General features: G+C 65.6%; 18 protein-coding genes. 7 read left to right on the top strand and 11 right to left on the bottom strand.

Annotation, left to right across the window (positions count from 1 at the left end; translation table 11 throughout):
- The first annotated feature begins 171 nt into the window (after positions 1–171).
- Both OH799_RS20935 and OH799_RS20930 read left to right on the top strand, forming a co-directional pair.
- Positions 172–3,675 carry a DNA-directed RNA polymerase subunit beta gene (locus tag OH799_RS20935; protein ID WP_406266703.1) on the top strand — a complete coding sequence of 1,168 codons (3,504 nt, stop codon included), beginning with the start codon at positions 172–174 and terminating at the stop codon, positions 3,673–3,675.
- 142 nt (positions 3,676–3,817) lie between these two features.
- Positions 3,818–7,771 (top strand): DNA-directed RNA polymerase subunit beta', encoded by a 3,954-nt coding sequence (locus tag OH799_RS20930; protein ID WP_406266699.1) that lies wholly within the window; start codon positions 3,818–3,820, stop codon positions 7,769–7,771.
- Between the two features lie 1,019 nt (positions 7,772–8,790).
- On the opposite strand, the gene OH799_RS20925 is transcribed toward OH799_RS20930, so the two are convergent.
- The 4 genes from OH799_RS20925 to OH799_RS20910 all read right to left on the bottom strand — a co-directional run bounded on the left by OH799_RS20925 (position 8,791) and on the right by OH799_RS20910 (position 11,459).
- Positions 8,791–9,177, bottom strand: coding sequence for a VOC family protein (locus OH799_RS20925; RefSeq protein ID WP_406282312.1), 387 nt, complete (start codon positions 9,175–9,177; stop codon positions 8,791–8,793).
- The gene (locus OH799_RS20920; RefSeq protein WP_406266697.1) at positions 9,177–9,485 is read right to left on the bottom strand and encodes an ArsR/SmtB family transcription factor; all 309 of its coding nucleotides are present in this window, start codon (positions 9,483–9,485) and stop codon (positions 9,177–9,179) included. Before OH799_RS20920 ends, OH799_RS20925 begins: the two co-directional genes overlap by 1 nt.
- A 150-nt stretch (positions 9,486–9,635) precedes the next feature.
- Positions 9,636–10,154, bottom strand: a complete 519-nt coding sequence (locus tag OH799_RS20915; protein WP_406282309.1) for a GNAT family N-acetyltransferase — start codon at positions 10,152–10,154, stop codon at positions 9,636–9,638.
- A 294-nt stretch (positions 10,155–10,448) separates the two neighbouring features.
- Positions 10,449–11,459 carry an aldo/keto reductase gene (locus OH799_RS20910; RefSeq protein ID WP_406266694.1) on the bottom strand — a complete coding sequence of 337 codons (1,011 nt, stop codon included), beginning with the start codon at positions 11,457–11,459 and terminating at the stop codon, positions 10,449–10,451.
- Positions 11,460–11,559: 100 nt separating this feature from the next.
- Here OH799_RS20910 and OH799_RS20905 point away from each other — a divergent pair, with 100 nt between their 5' ends.
- The 3 genes from OH799_RS20905 to OH799_RS20895 all read left to right on the top strand — a co-directional run bounded on the left by OH799_RS20905 (position 11,560) and on the right by OH799_RS20895 (position 13,582).
- Complete coding sequence (locus OH799_RS20905; RefSeq protein WP_406266691.1) at positions 11,560–12,432, top strand: helix-turn-helix transcriptional regulator; 873 nt, start codon at positions 11,560–11,562, stop codon at positions 12,430–12,432.
- Positions 12,433–12,773: 341 nt separating this feature from the next.
- On the top strand, positions 12,774–13,103 hold the full coding sequence (locus OH799_RS20900; protein WP_406266688.1) for an ArsR/SmtB family transcription factor: 330 nt from the start codon (positions 12,774–12,776) through the stop codon (positions 13,101–13,103).
- Positions 13,103–13,582 (top strand): SRPBCC family protein, encoded by a 480-nt coding sequence (locus tag OH799_RS20895; protein ID WP_406266685.1) that lies wholly within the window; start codon positions 13,103–13,105, stop codon positions 13,580–13,582. Before OH799_RS20900 ends, OH799_RS20895 begins: the two co-directional genes overlap by 1 nt.
- A gap of 51 nt (positions 13,583–13,633) precedes the next feature.
- Here the strand turns inward: OH799_RS20895 and OH799_RS20890 are convergent, their stop codons facing one another.
- From OH799_RS20890 to OH799_RS20865, 6 genes are all read right to left on the bottom strand, one after another.
- Entirely contained in the window at positions 13,634–14,623 is a 990-nt protein-coding gene (locus OH799_RS20890; RefSeq protein WP_406266683.1) for a pirin family protein, read from the bottom strand.
- Positions 14,616–15,413, bottom strand: a complete 798-nt coding sequence (locus OH799_RS20885) for an N-acetyltransferase (protein WP_406266680.1) — start codon at positions 15,411–15,413, stop codon at positions 14,616–14,618. The genes OH799_RS20890 and OH799_RS20885 overlap by 8 nt, the downstream gene beginning before the upstream one ends.
- Before the next feature lie 252 nt (positions 15,414–15,665).
- The gene (locus OH799_RS20880; protein ID WP_406266677.1) at positions 15,666–15,959 is read right to left on the bottom strand and encodes a putative quinol monooxygenase; all 294 of its coding nucleotides are present in this window, start codon (positions 15,957–15,959) and stop codon (positions 15,666–15,668) included.
- A gap of 29 nt (positions 15,960–15,988) precedes the next feature.
- Positions 15,989–17,029: an aldo/keto reductase gene (locus OH799_RS20875; protein WP_406266675.1), complete on the bottom strand. Its 1,041-nt coding sequence runs from the start codon at positions 17,027–17,029 to the stop codon at positions 15,989–15,991.
- 23 nt (positions 17,030–17,052) lie between these two features.
- Positions 17,053–17,610, bottom strand: a complete 558-nt coding sequence (locus OH799_RS20870) for a MerR family transcriptional regulator (protein WP_406266672.1) — start codon at positions 17,608–17,610, stop codon at positions 17,053–17,055.
- A 157-nt stretch (positions 17,611–17,767) separates the two neighbouring features.
- Entirely contained in the window at positions 17,768–18,139 is a 372-nt protein-coding gene (locus tag OH799_RS20865) for a glyoxalase superfamily protein (protein WP_406266669.1), read from the bottom strand.
- Between the two features lie 58 nt (positions 18,140–18,197).
- Here OH799_RS20865 and OH799_RS20860 point away from each other — a divergent pair, with 58 nt between their 5' ends.
- Positions 18,198–18,401: a hypothetical protein gene (locus OH799_RS20860; RefSeq protein ID WP_357072985.1), complete on the top strand. Its 204-nt coding sequence runs from the start codon at positions 18,198–18,200 to the stop codon at positions 18,399–18,401.
- 10 nt (positions 18,402–18,411) lie between these two features.
- Here the strand turns inward: OH799_RS20860 and OH799_RS20855 are convergent, their stop codons facing one another.
- Positions 18,412–18,903: a SixA phosphatase family protein gene (locus OH799_RS20855; RefSeq protein WP_406266666.1), complete on the bottom strand. Its 492-nt coding sequence runs from the start codon at positions 18,901–18,903 to the stop codon at positions 18,412–18,414.
- A gap of 178 nt (positions 18,904–19,081) precedes the next feature.
- Here OH799_RS20855 and OH799_RS20850 point away from each other — a divergent pair, with 178 nt between their 5' ends.
- A complete protein-coding gene (locus OH799_RS20850) occupies positions 19,082–20,752 on the top strand; it encodes an FAD-dependent oxidoreductase (protein WP_406266664.1) in 1,671 nt (556 codons plus the stop codon).
- Positions 20,753–20,770 lie beyond the last annotated feature (18 nt).

Here is a 20,770-nt window from a genome sequence, read left to right as displayed (position 1 = left end):
GGTTTGGACGTTGCGCTGGCTGCCTCCTGTCCATACCTCGATTTGCACACGTAAGTTCCACCCTTCCGGTGTTGCTTCCGTTGGTGCCTGTTCGAGCTTCGTTCGGGTTGTAACCAGCGGAATTCGTAGCAGACAAGCGACGGTCGCGGACCACCACGCGACGCGCGTGAGGTGCTGGAAGGACGCATCTTGGCAGTCTCCACCCAGACCAAGGCAGTTGCCGGAATCCCCGGAGCCCCGTTGCGGGTGTCTTTCGCGAAGATCCGTGAACCCTTGGAGGTGCCCGGACTTCTCGATCTACAAACGGAATCATTCGCCTGGTTGATCGGTTCGCCGGATTGGCGCGAGCGTGCCGCCGCTCGCGGTGACGTCGGCCTGGTCGGCGGACTCGAGGAGGTACTCGAGGAGCTTTCTCCGATCGAGGACTTCTCAGGCTCTATGTCCCTTTCCTTCTCCGACCCACGCTTCGAAGAGGTCAAAGCCTCGATCGATGAGTGCAAAGACAAGGACATGACCTACGCGGCGCCGCTGTTCGTCACCGCGGAGTTCATCAACAACAACACCGGTGAGATCAAGAGCCAGACGGTCTTCATGGGAGATTTCCCGATGATGACCGACAAGGGCACGTTCATCATCAACGGCACCGAGCGCGTCGTCGTCTCACAGCTGGTGCGCTCGCCGGGTGTCTACTTCGACCACTCCGTCGACAAGGGCACGGAGAAGGACCTGCACAGCGTGCGCGTCATCCCGAGCCGCGGCGCGTGGCTGGAGTTCGACGTCGACAAGCGCGACACCGTGGGTGTACGCATCGACCGCAAGCGCCGCCAGCCGGTCACCGTGCTGCTGAAGGCGCTCGGCTGGACCACCGAGGAGATCGCCGAACGTTTCGGCTTCTCCGAGATCATGATGTCGACCCTGGAGAAGGACAACACCGCCGGTCAGGACGAGGCGCTGCTGGACATCTACCGCAAGCTGCGCCCGGGCGAGCCGCCGACCAAGGAGTCCGCGCAAACTCTGCTGGAGAACCTGTTCTTCAAGGAGAAGCGCTACGACTTGGCGCGCGTCGGTCGCTACAAGATCAACAAGAAGCTGGGCATCCACCTCGGTGAGCAGGTCATCGGCTCGGTGCTGACCAAGGAAGACATCGTCACCACGATCGAGTACCTGGTGCGCCTGCACTCGGGTGACCGTGCCATGACCGCCCCCGGCGGTCGGGAGGTCCCGGTCGAGGTCGACGACATCGACCACTTCGGCAACCGTCGCCTGCGCACCGTCGGTGAGTTGATCCAGAACCAGATCCGGGTCGGCCTGTCGCGGATGGAGCGCGTGGTCCGCGAGCGGATGACCACCCAGGACGTCGAGGCGATCACGCCGCAGACCCTGATCAACATTCGCCCGGTCGTCGCCGCGATCAAGGAGTTCTTCGGAACCTCGCAGCTGTCGCAGTTCATGGACCAGAACAACCCACTGTCGGGTCTGACTCACAAGCGCCGCCTGTCGGCGCTGGGCCCGGGTGGTCTGTCCCGTGAGCGCGCCGGTCTGGAAGTCCGTGACGTCCACCCGTCGCACTACGGCCGTATGTGTCCGATCGAGACCCCGGAAGGCCCGAACATCGGCCTGATCGGTTCGCTGTCGGTGTACGCGCGGGTCAACCCGTTCGGCTTCATCGAGACCCCGTACCGCAAGGTCGTCGACGGCCGGGTGACCGATGAGGTCCGCTACCTGACCGCCGACGAGGAGGACAGGCACGTCCGCGCCCAGGCCAACTCTCCGGTCGACGCGGAGGGCCACTTCCTCGAGGATCGCGTGCTGTGCCGCCGAGGCAATGAGGAGAACGAGCTCGTCGCGGCATCCGAGGTCGACTATATGGATGTGTCGCCGCGTCAGATGGTGTCGGTCGCGACGGCGATGATTCCGTTTCTCGAGCATGACGATGCCAACCGTGCTCTGATGGGTGCGAATATGCAGCGTCAGGCTGTTCCGCTGATCCGTTCCGAGGCGCCGATTGTGGGCACGGGTATGGAGTTGCGTGCCGCGGTGGACGCGGGTGATGTCGTGGTGAACGAGAAGGCTGGTGTGGTGGAGGAGGTTTCCGCCGACTATGTCACCGTGATGGCCGATGACGGTACTCGTAAGTCTTATCGGATGCGGAAGTTCAACCGCTCCAACCAGGGCACCTGTTCCAACCAGCGTCCGATCGTGGACGAGGGGCAGCGGGTCGAGCATGGTCAGGTTTTGGCTGATGGGCCGTGTACCGAGAACGGTGAGATGGCTCTGGGTAAGAACCTGCTCGTGGCGATCATGCCGTGGGAGGGCCACAACTACGAGGACGCGATCATCCTGTCGCAGCGTCTGGTGGAGGAGGATGTTCTCACCTCGATCCATATCGAAGAGCATGAGATCGATGCTCGTGACACCAAGCTGGGTGCCGAGGAGATCACCCGGGATATCCCGAATGTCTCCGACGAGGTGCTCGCCGATCTGGACGAGCGTGGCATCGTGCGTATCGGTGCGGAGGTTCGCGACGGTGACATTCTGGTCGGCAAGGTCACGCCGAAGGGTGAGACCGAGCTGACCCCGGAGGAGCGGTTGCTGCGCGCGATCTTCGGTGAGAAGGCTCGTGAGGTGCGTGATACGTCGTTGAAGGTGCCCCACGGTGAGTCCGGCAAGGTCATCGGTATCCGTGTGTTCTCCCGTGAGGACGACGACGATCTGCCTCCTGGTGTCAACGAGCTGGTGCGGGTGTATGTGGCGCAGAAACGCAAGATCCAGGACGGTGACAAGCTGGCCGGCCGGCACGGTAACAAGGGTGTGATCGGCAAGATCCTCGCTACCGAGGACATGCCGTTCATGCCGGATGGCACCCCGGTCGACATCATCTTGAACACCCATGGTGTGCCGCGTCGTATGAATATCGGCCAGATCTTGGAGACCCATCTGGGTTGGATCGGTAAGGCAGGCTGGCAGGTCGACCTCGCCGACGGCAGCCGTCCGGACTGGGCGAAGGCGCTGCCGGAGGAGATGCTGGGTGCTCCGGCCGATTCCAACATCGCCACGCCCGTCTTCGACGGCGCGCGTGAGGAGGAGCTGACCGGTCTGCTGGCCTCGACGCTGCCCAACCGCGACGGCGAGCGCATGGTCGACGACGACGGTAAGGCCACACTGTTCGACGGACGTTCGGGTGAGCCGTTCCCGTACCCGGTGGCGGTCGGTTACATGTACATCCTCAAGCTGCACCACTTGGTCGACGACAAGATCCACGCCCGTTCGACCGGCCCGTACTCGATGATCACCCAGCAGCCGCTCGGTGGTAAAGCGCAGTTCGGTGGCCAGCGGTTCGGTGAGATGGAGTGCTGGGCCATGCAGGCCTACGGTGCGGCGTACACGCTGCAGGAGTTGTTGACCATCAAGTCCGACGACGTGGTCGGGCGTGTGAAGGTCTACGAGGCGATCGTCAAGGGTGAGAACATCCCGGAGCCGGGCATTCCGGAATCGTTCAAAGTCTTGCTCAAGGAACTCCAGTCACTGTGTCTCAACGTCGAGGTGCTGTCGTCCGACGGCGCCGCGATCGAGATGCGCGACGGCGACGACGAGGATCTGGAGCGCGCGGCGGCCAACCTGGGCATCAACCTGTCCAGGAACGAAGCGGCCACCGTCGACGATCTGGCGAACTAGGCGGCCGGCCGGATGCCGCTCCCGAGAACGGCATCCGGCCTTCCGCGTTTTGCAAGTGTGTGCTCGGCCGAGCAAATGCTCGGAAGACACCAACTAGTGAACTTTTGCTCGAATTCGACCCGAATAGGGGAAAGGAAGTTACGTGCTAGACGTCAACTTCTTCGATGAACTCCGGATCGGCCTTGCCACCGCCGACGACATCCGCCAGTGGTCCTACGGCGAGGTGAAGAAGCCGGAGACCATCAACTACCGCACGCTCAAGCCGGAGAAGGATGGCTTGTTCTGCGAGAAGATCTTCGGTCCCACCCGGGACTGGGAGTGCTACTGCGGTAAGTACAAGCGCGTCCGTTTCAAGGGCATCATCTGTGAGCGCTGTGGCGTCGAGGTGACTCGCGCCAAGGTGCGCCGTGAGCGGATGGGCCATATCGAGCTGGCCGCGCCGGTCACCCACATCTGGTACTTCAAGGGCGTGCCTTCGCGTCTGGGCTATCTGCTCGATCTGGCGCCGAAGGATCTGGAAAAGATCATCTACTTCGCCGCCTACGTCATCGTGGCCGTCGACGAGGAGCTGCGGCACAACGAGCTGTCCACGCTCGAGGCCGAGATGGAGGTCGAGAAGAAGGCGGTCGCCGACCAGCGCGACGCCGACCTCGAGGCCCGCGCCCAGAAGCTCGAGGCCGACGTGGCCGAGCTGGAGGCCGAGGGCGCGAAGTCCGACGTGCGCCGCAAGGTCAAGGACGGTGGCGAGCGTGAGATGCGCCAGCTCCGCGACCGTGCTCAGCGCGAGCTGGACCGGCTGGAAGAGATCTGGAACACCTTCACCAAGCTGGCCCCCAAGCAGCTGATCGTGGACGAGGTGCTCTACCGCGAGCTGATCGACCGCTACGGCGAGTACTTCACCGGCGCCATGGGTGCGGAGTCCATCCAGAAGCTGATGGAGAACTTCGACATCGACGCCGAGGCCGAGTTGCTGCGCGAGACGATCCGCAGCGGCAAGGGCCAGAAGAAGCTGCGCGCGCTCAAGCGGCTCAAGGTCGTCGCGGCCTTCCAGTCCAACGGCAACTCGCCGATGGGCATGGTGCTCGACGCCGTTCCGGTGATCCCGCCGGAGCTGCGTCCGATGGTTCAGCTCGATGGTGGCCGCTTCGCCACCTCCGACTTGAACGACCTGTACCGCCGCGTGATCAACCGCAACAACCGCCTCAAGCGACTGATCGACCTCGGCGCGCCCGAGATCATCGTCAACAACGAGAAGCGGATGCTGCAGGAGTCCGTCGACGCGCTGTTCGACAACGGCCGCCGCGGCCGCCCGGTCACCGGGCCGGGCAATCGTCCGCTCAAGTCGCTGTCCGATCTGCTCAAGGGCAAGCAGGGCCGGTTCAGGCAGAACCTGCTCGGTAAGCGTGTCGACTACTCGGGCCGTTCGGTCATCGTCGTCGGCCCGCAGCTGAAGCTGCACCAGTGCGGTCTGCCCAAGCTGATGGCGCTGGAGCTGTTCAAGCCGTTCGTGATGAAGCGCCTGGTCGACCTGAACCACGCACAGAACATCAAGTCGGCCAAGCGGATGGTGGAGCGGCAGCGGCCGCAGGTGTGGGATGTCCTCGAAGAGGTCATCGCCGAACACCCTGTGCTGCTCAACCGTGCGCCCACCCTGCACCGCCTCGGCATCCAGGCTTTCGAGCCGCAGCTGGTGGAAGGCAAGGCCATTCAGCTGCACCCGCTGGTCTGTGAGGCGTTCAACGCCGACTTCGACGGTGACCAGATGGCCGTGCACCTGCCGCTGTCGGCGGAGGCGCAGGCCGAGGCCCGCATCCTGATGCTGTCCTCGAACAACATCCTGTCGCCGGCCTCGGGTCGTCCGCTGGCCATGCCGCGTCTGGACATGGTGACCGGCCTGTACTACCTGACCCGCCTGGAAGAGGGCGCGAAGGGTTCGTACCGTCCGGCCACCAAGGACGCACCGGAGCAGGGCGTGTACTCCTCGCCCGCCGAGGCGCAGATGGCGGTGGACCGCGGTGAACTCACCGTGCGTTCGCTGATCAAGGTCCGGCTGACCGACCAGCGTCCGCCGAAGGACATCGAGGCGGAGCGGTTCCCGGAGGGCTGGCGGCGCGGCGATGCGTGGATCACCGAGACCACGCTGGGCCGGGTGCTGTTCAACGAGCTGCTGCCCGTGGACTACGCGTTCATCAACGAGCAGATGCCGAAGAAGCGTCAGGCGACGATCATCAACGATCTCGCCGAGCGCTACCCGATGATCGTGGTCGCGCAGACCGTCGACAAGCTCAAGGACGCGGGCTTCTACTGGGCCACTCGTTCCGGCGTGACGGTCTCCATGTCCGACGTGCTCGTGCCGCCGGAGAAGGCCGAGATCATGGAGCGCTACGAGGCGCAGTCGGATCAGATCGAGAAGAAGTACCAGCGTGGTGCGCTCGATCACCAGGAGCGCAACAACGCCCTGGTCAAGATCTGGCAGGAGGCGACCGAAGAGGTCGGTAAGGCGCTGCGCACGCACTACCCGGCCGACAACCCGATCATCACGATCGTCGACTCGGGCGCCACGGGTAACTTCACCCAGACCCGTACCCTCGCGGGCATGAAGGGCCTGGTGACGAACCCGAAGGGTGAGTTCATCCCGCGACCGATCAAGTCCTCCTTCCGTGAGGGCCTGACGGTTCTGGAGTACTTCATCAACACCCACGGTGCCCGAAAGGGTCTGGCCGACACCGCGCTTCGTACCGCCGACTCGGGTTACCTGACCCGTCGTCTGGTGGACGTCTCGCAGGACGTCATCGTGCGCGAGCACGACTGTGGCACCGAGCGCGGCATCGTGGTGCCGATCGCGGAGAAGCTGCTCGACGGCTCCATCATCCGCGACGCGCACGTGGAGACCTCCACTTACGCGCGCACCCTCGCTGCCGACGCGGTGGACGCCGCGGGCAATGTGGTGGTGGGCAAGGGCGCCGACCTCGGCGACCCGGCTCTCGAGGCGCTGCTGGACGCGGGCATCACCGAGGTGAAGGTCCGCTCCGTGCTGACCTGCACCACAGGCACCGGCGTGTGCGCGACCTGCTACGGCCGCTCCATGGCGACCGGCAAGCTGGTCGACATCGGTGAGGCCGTCGGTATCGTCGCCGCGCAGTCCATCGGTGAGCCCGGTACTCAGCTGACCATGCGTACCTTCCACCAGGGTGGTGTCGCGGGCGACGACATCACCGGTGGTCTGCCGCGTGTTCAGGAACTCTTCGAGGCTCGCGTGCCGAAGGGCAAGGCGCCCATCGCCGAGGTCTCCGGTCGCGTGCGGCTGGAGGACGACGATCGCTTCTACAAGATCACCATCATCCCGGATGACGGTGGCGAAGAGGTTGTCTACGACAAGCTCTCGAAGCGGCAGCGTCTGCGTGTGTTCAAGCATGACGACGGCACCGAGCGTCTGCTCTCGGACGGTGACCACGTCGAGGTCGGCCAGCAGCTGCTGGAGGGCGCGGCGGATCCGCATGAGGTGCTGCGCATCATGGGCCCCCGACAGGTGCAGGTCCACCTGGTCCACGAGGTCCAGGAGGTCTACCGTTCGCAGGGTGTGTCGATCCACGACAAGCACATCGAGGTGATCGTGCGCCAAATGCTGCGTCGCGTGACCATCATCGACTCGGGTGCGACGGAGTTCCTGCCCGGCTCGCTCACCGAGCGTGCCGAGTTCGAGGCATCCAACCGCCGCGTCGTCGCCGAGGGCAACGAGCCCGCGGCGGGTCGCCCGGTGCTGATGGGTATCACCAAGGCGTCGTTGGCTACCGACTCGTGGCTGTCGGCGGCGTCCTTCCAGGAGACCACTCGAGTGCTGACGGACGCGGCGATCAACTGCCGCTCCGACAAGCTCATCGGCCTCAAGGAGAACGTGATCATCGGCAAGCTGATCCCGGCCGGTACCGGTATCAACCGCTACCGCAATATCCAGGTGCAGCCGACCGAAGAAGCCCGTGCCGCCGCGTACGCGGTGCCGTCTTACGACGACACCTACTACAGCCCGGAAAGCTTCGGCCAGACCACGGGTGCCGCGGTCCCGCTGGACGACTACGGGTTCAGCGACTACCGGTAATTCGGTAGAGTACGGCAGCATTCGGCCCCCGCTTCATTCCGGAGCGGGGGCCGAATGCGTTGCGGGCTGGTGCGGACTGGATCACCTGTCATGGGATAATGCCTCTCGCGAGCCCTCTTCCTGCTGGCGACCCGCACCGTGTAATCACAGGTCCAGACGGTCTTCGTGGCCCGCAGGACAGGGGCCTGATCGCAGAGCAGTTGCGCAAGGGAATGGCGCAGTTCGCAACCAATCCAGAGGCGTTTCGCACTCTGACTAATGAAGACCTGCAGAGGGAAGACATCTTTGACTGGCCGTAAGGTTCTCATCGAGGTCAATCCACAGGCGGAACAGAAAAATCTACGAACTCCCGGAGTTGCTTCGGGTCAAAGTACGTTTGGCTCTACTCGACCTTCTTGATGATCCATTGCCTCTTGCCAAGGGCGCCATACCGTTTCGCGCTGGCGGCGACGAGATTCCGGATGCCTACGAGTGGGACATCGGTGGGGTGACCATCTTCTACGAGGGACTTGCTCAGGGCTGGCCCGACAGCGGCGAACAGTATTTCTGCCCAGCCGTTGGTAGCACGATGTCAGTGGTCTTCCACGGAAGGGAGACCGCCGCGATCGCGGCGGCGACACCTGCTGTGAAAAGTACGCGCCCGAGGGTATATCGGCCGCGCCGGGGGCGATTACTTGCGTGGCAACGGCCAATATAGCGAAGCCGACAACGAAAAAGGCCGCAGCACTGCAGGTCGCAATGCCTCACCGCCGGTTGTGATCACGCGCTTCCGTATGCCCCCCTTCGGGGAGTGGCACTCGGGGGGATTGCGGACAGGCCCGAACCCCGTCGAGGGCTTGGGGTTACCGGAAACGTCGTACCGATAGTTCCATTCGTGGAAGGAACGAAATGCGGCAGTCGTCGATGAGTCGCTACTGCTTGACGGCCGAAGAGGGTCACCGACTCGGCCACCAAGAACACGTACCGACACGCGCAGGCGGCGGCGAACCAGCCGGACCCGATGTATGCGGGCGGAGCGACTACTTCATGGTGGCGATCTGAATCAGGTTGCCGCAGGTGTCGTCGAGGACCGCGGTGACCACCGGCCCCATGTCGGTGGCGTCCTGGGTGAACTCGACGCCCAGCCCCTTGAGCCGCTCGACCTCGGCGTACACGTCGTCGACGGCGAACTGGGTGAAGGGGATGCCGTCGGTGACCAGGGCGTTCTTGAACGGGCTCGCCGCTGGGTGGCCGTCCGGCTCGAGCAGCAGCTCGACGCCGTCCGGGTCGGCGGGGGAGACCACGGTCAGCCAGCGGGCCTCGCCGGCGGGCTCGTCGGTCTTCTTGATGAACCCCAGCTTCTCGGTGTAGAAGGCAAGCGCCTTGGCCTGGTCATCGACGAAAACGCTGGTGATGTTGATGCGGATCACGGGTTAGGTTCCTCTCGGTCGATGGGCCACCGCTCGACGATCGAGCGCAGCGGGCTCGTGTCGATGTGATGGAACTTGTACCGGCCCTGCCGTCGGGTGTGCACCAGGCCAGCCTGTTCGAGCACCGCGAGATGCTGCGAGATGGCCTGGCGCGAGGAGGCAAGGCCGTGCTTCATGGTCAGTCGGCCGCAGATCTCGAACAGCGTCTGACCGTCCTTGTCGGTCAGCTCGTCCAGGATGATGCGTCGCGTCGAGTCGCCGATAGCCTTGAACAGGTCAGGGTCTGTCGCCACGGACACGATCATAGGCAAGTCATAGCTTGCATGTCAACGGAGGCGGGGCGCATAGGCCGTTGTTTCACGCAAAGTCGAGGCATGGGGCCCGACCACCGAGGGTGGGAAGACCTGAGTCACCCACCCTCGGAACTGTCAGCCCATGAGTGCCAATGGTTTTCGCTAGTCGATACCGAATGGCTCGGCGTAGCGAACCGTGCCGCGCGGTAGTGGGTGAGCAGGGGTGAGCGTCAGCGCCATCAACGCCTCATCCGGCACCTCGATGGTGAGACCGATGCCGTGCTCGGATGCCTTCCCGAAGCCGAAGCGCGGGTAGTACGTCGGATGGCCGAGCACAATGACGAAACGCTCGCCCATCCGCGCCGCAACCGCGAGCCCCGCCCGGATCGCGGCGCTACCGGCGCCGGTCTTCTGGTATTCGGGCAGCACGGCGCACGGACCGAGACATAGCGCCGGCGTGGTGTCGACGTGGCAGCGGGTCAGCAGCGCGTAGCCGACCGGTGTGTCATCTGGCAGTGTGCTGACAAGGGACAGTCCGTCGATCCAGGCAGGGTTGTCGCGTAGTGCGTCGACCAGATCGGCCTCCTCGGCCCTGTCGAAGGCCGCATGGTTGATCGCGTGGACAGCGGGAATGTCGGCATCGTTTTCGGCGCGCGTGTGCCAATCGATGGGGGAATTCAACTCGGATTCTCCGTATTCGTGATGGGGGTCGGGCCCGTCCGCGGACACAACACCACCGTCACGCGAGCCGGATAGCTCGCAGCACGAACGCCGGACGAAGAGAGATCAGGCCGGGACCCGAGACGACTGGACAGTCCGGGCGTCGTGTGTGACGGCGGTCTTCGGCGTGGTCATCCCGCCCCACCTCCTCAGGTTGTTCACCAGGTCGAATACGAACAAGCGATGCTAGCGTGCCCGACAGCAGGGGGCTACCGAATTGGAACCGAGTGCTGGACTCCGACTCCGGCTGCGGCCTCAGCGCTCGCTGTCGAGCAACGCCATCTGCGCGCTCGCGTAGCGCTCGCCCGCGACCTGGTCGGCGGGCACTGCCGCCTCGATGATGGCCAGCTCCTCTGTGTTGAGCGAGATAAAAAGGGCGCCAAGGCTTTCAGCTAAACGTTCGCGACGCCGCGCACCGATGACCGGCACGATGTCTTCGCCCCGAGTGAGCGCCCACGCGATAGCTAGTTGCGCCACCGAGACGCCCTTGTCCGCCGCGATCGCGCCGAGCGCGCGCACCAGTTCGAGATTCCGGTCCAGGTTCTCGCCCTGAAAGCGCGGACTGTGTGCGCGGAAGTCGTTGGCGGCGAACCCGGTTCCGGCCTGGATCGAGTCGCTGAGCAGGCCCCGCGAGAGCACGCCGTAGGCGGTCACGCCGATGCCGAGTTCGCGGCAGACCGGCAGGATCCGCGCCTCGATGCCACGCGAGATCAGCGAGTACTCGATCTGCAGGTCCGCGATCGGATGCACCGCCGCGGCGCGGCGAATGGTTTCGGCACCGACTTCCGACAGGCCGACGTGGCGAACGTATCCGGCCTCGATCAGTTCGGCGATGGCGCCGACAGTGTCCTCGATCGGTACGTTCGGATCGAGCCGGGCGGGCCGGTAGACATCGATGTAGTCGACGCCGAGCCGCTGCAGACTGTAGGTAAGGAAGTTGCGCAGCGCGACCGGTCGGTTATCCACGCCGCCCCAACTGCCACCGGGCCCGCGCAGGCCGCCGAACTTCACGCTCAACACCACGTCCTCGCGCGGACGCTCGGCGATGGCCTTGCCGATCAGCAACTCGTTGTGCCCGGCGCCGTAGAAGTCGCCGGTATCGATGAGGTTGACGCCCGAATCCAGCGCGCTGTGGATGGTGGCAGTCGACTCGTCGTCGTCGGCGGTGCCGTACATGCCGGACATTCCCATCGCGCCGAGCCCGATGCGGCTCACCGGGGGTCCGTTCTTGCCGAGGTGCACGGTTTCGATCTTCGATGTCGTCATGCGACCAGGGTGACCTGCGCGGACCGGTTTCGGGAGAGAGCGTTTATCGGGGGAGTGGGGATCCCTGGCTGAGCGCTCCTTTTCGGGGGACAGTGGTGGCATGGATCGTGCCGAGCTCGCCGACTTCCTGCGCCGCCGCCGCGAGCAGCTGACGCCCGCGGACCTCGGGCTGCCGCCCGGTGCTCGGCGCCGCACGCCGGGCCTGCGCCGGGACGAGGTCGCCATGCTGGCCGGGATGTCGACCGATTACTACACCCGGCTGGAGCAGTCGCGTGGCCCGCGCCCATCCACGCAGGTGCTCGCCTCGCTCGCGCGGGCGCTGCGCTTCAGCAGCGACGAACGCGATCACCTCTACCACCTGTGCGATCACGCGGCGCCGGGCGACGAGCTGCCCGACAAACATGTCGGCCCCGGCCTGATGCACCTGCTCGCGAAGCTGGACGACACGGCGGCCACCGTCGTCACCGATCTCGGTGAAGTGCTCGTGCAGAACAGGATGCACAGCCTGCTCGTCGGCGATCACGGCGAGCGGCGCGGCTGGGAACGCTTCTACGCGTACCGCTGGTTCACCGACGTTTCGTCGCGCGCCATCTTCCCGGAGGAGGACTGGGACCGGCTGAGTCGCAGGCACGTCGCCGATCTGCGCGCCACCGCCGCCCGTCGCGCGGGTGACGCCGATGTCGCCGAGTTCATCACGAAGTTGCGTTCGTCGAGTATGGAATTCGATCGACTCTGGGAGGAACACGAAGTGGCGGTGCGTCTTTCGGACACCAAGCGTATCCTGCATCCGCGAGTCGGCCTGATCGACACCGTCTGCGAAACGTTGCTCACGCCCAACGCCGCGCAACGCCTCTTGGTCTACCTGCCGCGTCCGGGCACGGACGCGGCCGAGAAGCTGGACTTGCTGCGCGTAATCGGCGACCAGACGCTGGCCCCCGCCGACGTCGACGCAATGGCCGGCCCTCTCGATTAGGGCGTGCTGTTCACGTATTCCGACGCCGTATCGACGACGGGCTGTCCGCAGCCGCCGAACCCGGCCCACGCGCCGATCGCGCGTGTCCGGCCAGCTGTTGAGCGGTGCGAAGCGCTGGGCGCCTTGAACGCCGCCGCCGCGGCCGTCGGCGATGCGGTAGATACCCGCCGCGTGCCAGCTCAGCCGGCCCCGAGACCGCGGCGCCGTGATGGAGTAGAGCACGAACAGCCCGAACCTGCCCTGTCCAGTTTGTCCGATGACGATGCCGTCCGGCCGGCGACATGAGAAGAGTTGACGACGACCTCTTGACGAACTCGCTCGGGCACGCAACTCTGAACTAGATGGTTCAGTATGCCTTCCTGGATGCCTCCTTCGGGGCGCTCGCGGATCCCACTCGACGTGGAATCCTGGAGCGCCTCGGCCGTGGGCCCGCGACCGTCAGTGAGCTGGCCGAACGCTTCGAGATGACCTTGACCGGCATGAAGAAGCACATCCAGCTGCTGGAGGCGGCGGGCATGATCCGCACAGAGAAGCGTGGCCGGGTGCGGTACTGCCGACTCGGCGAGAACGTCTTCGACCGAGAAGTGGCCTGGATGCAGGGCTATCGGCGCATGGTGGAAGCCCGGATGGACCGTCTCGGTGAATTTCTCGAGCGAACGGAGCAGGACTGATGAGCACAACCACGAACGACGCCGTCGTCACCGCCGACACCGACCGTGAGATCCACGTCGAGCGGATCTTCGACGCCTCACGCGAGCGCGTGTGGGCCGCCTATAGCCGGATCGAGCTGCTCACCCAATGGTGGGGGCGCGGCAATCGACTCGACGTCGAGCGCTGGGAGTTCCGCCGGGGCGGGCACTGGCGCTTCGTCGAACACTCCGACGGCGAAACAAACGGCTTCGAGGGCAGATTCCGCGAGATCACACCGCAGGAGCGGATGGTGTACTCCTTCGAGTGGGACGGTATGCCCGCTTATGTCGCGGTCGACAACGTCAGCTTCGTCGACCTCGGCGACGGCCGGACGAAGGTGGTCACCGACAGTCAGTTCCATACGTCACAGGAGCGCGACGGAATGCTGCAGTCGGGCATGGAGACCGGGCTCAACGCAAGCTATCGGGCGCTGGACGCCCTATTGGCCGCTGGATCTTGACCGGGAACGTGTTCGGCCCCGGGGGATCGGGGTCGAATCACGTTGTGCCACTTAGTCTCTGGCCGAACCGATCCGGCGTTTGCGCGGCTTCAGATGTAGGCCCGGCAGTGGCGGTGCGGGAATGCGCTGCTCGGGCGGGTGCCCTGCGATGTCGGCGAAACGGTGGAGTTCGCGGTTCTCCCAGTCGTTTCGGGCGGCGACGATCTCCTCATGGCCGCGGCCGACGAAGTTCCACCACATCACCAGTTCCTCGCCGAACGGCTCGCCACCGATCAGCGCGAAGTGGGCACCGCCCGCGCTGGCAAGCCGGAGCTCGTCGCGATCGGTGCCCAGATACAGCAGGGGCCCCGGCGCCAGCTCGGTCTCCGCGGCTGTCAACTCGCCCTCGATCACCAACACCGCGTGCTCGAAACGAGGGTTCAGCGGGAGGGTGACGTCGGCGCCCGGCTCCACCCGCACGTCGGCGCCGACCAGAGGTGTGTACGCGATCGCGGGCGAAGCGACCCCGGCCAGCGAGCCGATCAGGACGATCGCCCGTAGGCCGGCAGCCTCGAGGACGGGCAACTCGCGATGCTGCTCGAAGTGCGGGTCGATCCAGGCCTGATCGCCGGGCAAAGCGATCCACAATTGCAGGCCGTGCCCTGCTGGGGCGCCCGGGACGGCATACTCCGAATGCGCAATGCCGCGTCCGGAGGTCATCAGGTTCAGCTGGCCCGGCTCGATCTCAACGTTCGAGCCGACCGAGTCGCGGTGTCGGATGCGTCCTTCGAACGGCCAGGTCACTGTCTGCAGGCCGATGTGCGGGTGCGGATCTATGTCCGGCGGCGCACCGGTCTTGGTGACGGTCGGCGAGCCGAAGTGGTCGAGGAAGCACCATGCGCCGACCGTCGGCAGGTCCCGTTGCGGTAGCACGCGTTCCACGAAGACTCCACGGACACCGCCGAGCGGCACCTCGCGCGCCGGATACAGCTCCACGGCAGGACCGGGGCCTGGCGCCGGCTCACAGAGCGTCTCCGCGGGCCGCGGGTCGAGGTCACTCACGAGTGACGCCCTTACCGATGACGTGGGCGTCGTATTCCGCGTGCTTGTCCAGGTATGCCTTGATGAACGGGCACAGCGGCCGGATCACACGGCCGCGGCCGATGGTGTCCTCGACCGCGCGCTCGGCCAGGGCTGTGCCGAGGCCCTTGCCGGAGAACGCGCCGTCGATCTCGGTGTGGGTGAACACTGTCTCGTCGGCGCGCTCCTCGTAGTCGGCGAAGCCGGCCGGCTCCCCGCCGTAGAACACCTCGTAGCGGTGCTTTTCGTCGTTGCGGACGACCTCGGACTCCGGAGTCGATGCGGTCATGGTTGCCTTCTCCTTCCGTGCGCGGACCGGGTGCCTGCTGAGGATCGACACGCGGTTGAACGCGCCGATCGTGGTCGCCACCCAGGCGACGGCAGACAGCTGATCATCCGTCAGGTACGTGCGAGCGAAAGCGTACTCACGCTCTAGGGTGTCTTCGTCCGGAAGCGTCGCCGTGATCTCCGCGACCGCGAGTACGCCCTGCTCGAATGGGGTATATGTCCCGCCGCGCCGCCACCCCGGCAGTACCGCGATCTCCTGTTCGGTCACTCCGGCCGCGAGCGCGGCCCGGTAGTGCACGTCCAGGCAGTACGCGCAGCCGTTGATCTGGGAGACGCGCAGGTTGATCAGTTCGATGATCCTGCGGTCGAGCCCGACCGCGGCGCCCGCCGCCCGCACCTCGCTCGCGACGCTGTTGAGCGCGCGAAAGGCGGTCGGTGTCTGTTTGTCGATCCAGACACGGTCGTGGGGTGCGGAGGACTTCATATTCGTCGGATGTTAGTCGCCGCCGGTAAACACGCAGACAACGACCACCGAATAAGCGGACTTCAGTCCGGGTGCTGGAGTGTTGTCCGCAATGCCGCTGGGTCGCCATGATCTGAACCGGCAGAGTACATACCGACCTAGTGGAACGCCGAACGCCCGCCGCGATCTCAGCGGGCAGGCGCTTCTCGGACCAGGCATGGTTGCGCAACCCTCCGGCGCTCTGCGGATCGCCGGAGGGTTGCGGCCGCGAGATCAAGCGATCTCGGCGAACCGTCGCAGCTCGAACGGCTCGACCAGGATGCCCTCCAGTGCCGCCGCGCAAGCCTTCAGATGCGGGGTCTGGAAATGCGTCGCCAGGGCGTCCGCGTCGACCCACTCCTCCAGCAGCACTACCCTTCTCGGGTCGGTGGGATGCAGGTAGAGCTCGTAGCCGAGACAGCCCTCCTCCGCCAGGGTTGGTTCGATCATGCTCTGCAGCAGTTCCTTCAGATCCGCCTCACAGCCCGGCTCGGCGGTGAAGCGGACGTTGAGCGTCAACGTGGACACGACTGTCTCCTGATTTCTCGTGCTGCCGGCTATTCCCGCCCCGCCGAGGTGAAAGACATATCCGCGTACCGGTTGCCGGCCACCTTATCTGCGATCGGCTCCAGCGTAGCCAGTTCGTCGGCGGTCAGCGCGATGGTCGCGGCGGCCACGTTGTCGGCGAGCCGGCTTCGGCTGCGCGTGCCGGGAATCGGGACCACCGCGAGGTCGTGCACCCCGGCCTGCGCGTGCACCCAGGCCAGCGCGACCTGCGCGAGCGTGCTGTCGCGCGCGTCCGCGATCACCCGCAGTGGTGCGAGCAGCTCGGCGTTGTGCGCCGCGTTGTCGCCGGAGAAGCGTGGCATCGAGGCGCGGAAGTCCTTCCCCTCCGCCGATCCGCTCGAGCCGGTGAACGATCCGGTGAGGAAGCCGCGGCCGAGCGGCGAGTACGGCACGAACGTCACGCCCAGTTCCGCGGCGGCGGGCACCACGGTCCGCTCGACATCGCGGGAGAACAGTGACCACTCCGACTGCACCGCGGCGATCGGATGCACCGCGTGTGCGGCCCGCAATTCGGCTCCGGTCACCTCGGACAGGCCCAGCGCGCGAACCTTGCCCTCCCGCACCAGTTCCGCCATGGTGCCGACGGTGTCCTCGATCGGCACGGCGGGGCTCTTGCGGTGCATGTAGTAGAGGTCGATGGTGTCGATCCCGAGCCTGCGCAGGCTGGCCTCCACCGCACTGCGGATGTAGCCGGGGGAGTTGTCGAAGCCGCGGTAGGTCGGGTCGTCGGCCTTGCGGACGATGCCGAACTTGGTGGCCAGCACCACCCGGTCGCGATGGGCGCCGACAAAATCGCTGAGGAATTCTTCGTTATGGCCAGAGCCGTAGATGTCGGCGGTGTCGAAGAGCGTGACACCTAGTTCCAGGGCCTGTTCCAGCGTCGCCCGCGATTCGGTCAGGTCGCTGGGGCCGTAGAACTCGCTCATCCCCATGCAGCCCAACCCCTGCGCCCCTACCCGTATGCCGCTGGTGCCCAGTGGGGTAGCGGGAAGGGTGTCGAGCCCACCCGTCGCCGGGCCCCCACCTTTCATCGAATCGCTCCGCGATACGGCGTTCATACCTTGATCCCTTCGCTGTCGTGCGCGATGACCGCGGCCGGCCGGCCCGCCTGGGCTCTGCCCTCGTAGACGGCGATCTTGTAGTCCAGCACGGCCAGGGTCTGATGAAGTTCATCGATCTTGGCGAGTACCTCCGAGCGCGTGTTCTGGAACATCGCCAGCCGCTCCGGGAACGTGGATTCCCCTGCCCGCACCAGCTCGGCGTAGCGGACCATGTCCGCCACCGACATGCCAGTGGTGCGCAGGCGACCGATGAGCGCCAGCCATTCCAGGTCGCGATCACTGAACCGGCGCTTGCCGGTGTGGTCCCTGCCGATGTAATCCATCAGCCCGATCCGCTCGTACCAGCGCAACGTGTCCCGGCTCAGCCCCGACCGCTCAGCCACGGCACCGATCGAATACCGCGGTTGCTCCCATTCGCTCACACTGTCTCGAGGTGCGGTTTCGCTCATGCCCTCACCGCGCTGCCGCTCGGCTCCGTCATGCGCGGTGTGCGCTGTGGTGGTGATTCGCTCGCTGCGCTCCCTCATGCCCTCGCCCTTCTCGTTGAACATCGACGACGCTAGTCACCTGGAGTGCACTCCAAGCAAGCCCCATTCTGCCGAAGCCCCGATCCCGGGTCCGAAATTTCGGTCTGCACGTGAAGACGGGCAGACAATCGCCTGCCCGATGAGGTCTGCCTTTTGCTGAGGCGCTGAGGCGCCGAGCTGGTCAGCTGCTGTAGTCGGGCATTTGCTGAACGGCCCACTTGTTGCCGTCCGGATCGGAGAAGAACGTGAACAGGCCCCAGCCGAGGTCCTGCACCGGAGTGGCCTGCACACCGGCGGCGACCAGGTGCTGGTAGGCATCCTCAGCGTTGGCCACCACCATCTGCATGCCCTCGACGCTGCCGGGTGCCGCCTCGGTGATGCCCTCGCCCAGACAGATGGAACAGCCGGAACCGGGCGGGGTCAGCTGAACGAAGCGCAGGTTCTCGTTGACCCGGTGATCGTGGTCGGCGTTGAAGCCGATCTTGGTGTAGAAGTCCTTGGCACGGTCGACGTCGGTCACCGGAATGGCGACGAGCTCAATTTTCCAGTCCATCCGCCGAGCATTTCACCCGCCACCGACAAAGTCCCCGCTTCCCGCCTACTCTGGGGACATGCCTGGAAAGGACATCGACCGGATCAGGGCTCGTTCGGCTTGGGCGACGGTCAAAGAAAGCCCGGTGATCACCGCCATCGCTGTGGCGCCCTTCGTGCTTGCGCTCGGTGTCGTGTGGTGGCTGTTCGGCGGTTTCGCCGCGTTCGTGCTGCTGGTGATCCTCGGTGCGGTCGTTGTGGTCGGCGGCAAGTTACTGCGCTGACCGCGAGTAGTCAGCGCGGAATATGGAAGTAGGTCAGCTTCCCGGTCCCGGGGTCGATATCGGCCCATGGCCGGTCGAATTCCAACACGGCGAGCGCCGACGTGGGGAAGTTCCTGCTGAGCTCGACAGCCGGTGCCGAATCGCGGTTGCTCGCCAACTCCCATGCCGTCCACGGCATGCCGGGCGCGTGTCCGATCACCAGCAGCGTCGAGACGTCGTCGTCGCTGAGCTGGATCAGCTCGATGACCGAAGGCGGCGCGGCCTCGTAGATTCCGGCCTCGAAAACGACCGGCGCCGTGATCCCGGTGGCGATCAGCGTCTGCCGGGTGCGAATGGCGGTGGAGCAGCGTACGGTGTTGATCGGTGGCTGGGTCTCGCGTAACCAGCGGCCCGCCAGCCCGGCTTCGCGCCGACCCCGCGGCGCCAGCGGTCGTTCGTGATCGCCGATACCGTCCGGGTACGCCGACTTGCCGTGCCGCATGAGGATCAGAGTCCGCACCATGGGGATACCGTAGGGCCTCCGGACGTGAGGTCTCGACCGTACTCGAGGCAAACTGAAAGCGGCATCACATCACGCCTGCCGCGGGGAATCCCTGGGGTGGAAGTAATGGACGCCACTTCTGCCCACCGCAACCCTTGGGTGGCCACAGCCCACGTACATCTTCGAGGATCAGCACAATATGGCCTACGTAATCACGCAGCGCTGTTGCAACGACGCCAGCTGCGTTTCCGAGTGCCCGGTCGATTGCATCCGTCCCACCCCGGACCAGCCGGAGTTCGCGACTACCGAGATGCTCTACATCGACCCCGACACCTGTATCGACTGTGGTGCCTGCGTAGACGCCTGCCCGGTGGAGGCCATCTTCCCTGAGGACGACCTCACCGCCTCGCTGGCGCGATACCGGGATATCAATGCGGCCTACTTCCAGAGGCATCCGCTCGAGTCGAACTTCGATCCCATCGTCACTCCCGCCCGTCCGCCGAAGCAGCTGGGCACCCTACGCGTCGCGATTGTCGGAGCCGGGCCGGCGGCCTGCTACGCCGCCGACGAACTGTTGCGCAGGGCAGACGTCGAAATCGAGATGTTCGACCGGCTGCCCACCCCGTGGGGTCTGGTCCGTGCGGGCGTCGCTCCGGACCACCCCGGCACCAAGACGGTCTCGGGCATGTTCGAGTCCGCGTTCCGCCGCGAGACACTGCAGTACTACCTCAACGTCGAGGTCGGCACGGACATCTCGCATGACGAACTGCTGCGGCACCACCACGCCGTGATCTACGCGGTCGGCGCCTCGACCGACCGCTGTCTCGGCGTGCCGGGCGAGGATCTGCCGGGCAGCCACTCGGCCACCGAGTTCGTCGCCTGGTACAACGGCCACCCGGACTACGCCGACCGGACCTTCGACCTGTCCGGCGAGCGGGCCGTGATCGTCGGCAACGGCAATGTCGCCTTGGACGTGGCGCGGGTGCTGACCGTCGACCCTGACGAACTGGCCAAGACCGACATCGCGGACTACGCGCTGGACGCGTTGCGCCAGAGCAACATTCGGGAGGTCGTCGTGCTCGGCAGGCGCGGCCCGCTGCAGGCGGCCTACACCTCGTCGGAGTTCCTCGCCCTTGCTCACCTGAAGGGCGTCGACGTCCTCGTCGAGGAGGGTGATCTGCAACTCGACCAGGCGAGCCAAGCAATGCTGGACGATCCGGAGATCGAGCCGTCGCTGACGCTGAAGTACACCCTGGCCGAAGAGTACGCCGCCGGTCGGCGCGCGGAGGGCAACAAGCGGATCGTCTTCCGCTACCTCGCCTCGCCGACCGCGCTGACCGGCGCCGCCCGCGTCGAGTCGATCGAGTTCGTGCACAACGAGCTGGTCAGCGAGGGCGGTCAGCTGGTGGCCGTGGCAACCGACCGGACCGAGAGCATCGACGCCACGCTGGTGCTGCGGTCCATCGGCTACCGCGGGGAGCCGGTCGGCGACCTGCCGTTCGATGAACGGCGCGGTGTCGTGCCCAACGAGCACGGCCGGGTAATCGGCGCCGACGGCATACCGATTTCCGGCGTGTATGTCAGCGGCTGGATCAAGCGCGGTCCGCGCGGTGTGATCGGCTCGAACCGGGTCGACTCCGAGGAGACAGTGGAACAGCTCCTTTCCGACTTCACCACGGGCAAACTCGCTGTGCCGCAGGGCGATCGGGCCGCGCTGAAGGCGCTGCTCACGCAGCGGCAGGCCGACCTCGTGGACCGGGCGGGCTGGCGGGCGATCGATCAGGCGGAGAAGGTCGCGGGCAAGTCCGCGGGGCGGCCGCGGGTCAAGTTCACTACGCGCGAGGATCTGCTGAAGGCCGCGCGCGGCTGACAGCGCCGGTTGCCGGTC

It is taken from the genome of Nocardia sp. NBC_00881 (genome assembly GCF_045207455.1).
In the GTDB taxonomy this organism is placed as follows: Bacteria; Actinomycetota; Actinomycetes; order Mycobacteriales; family Mycobacteriaceae; genus Nocardia.
Note: the sequence above shows the minus strand (reverse complement) of the source record. Positions and strands in the feature narration are given on the sequence as shown.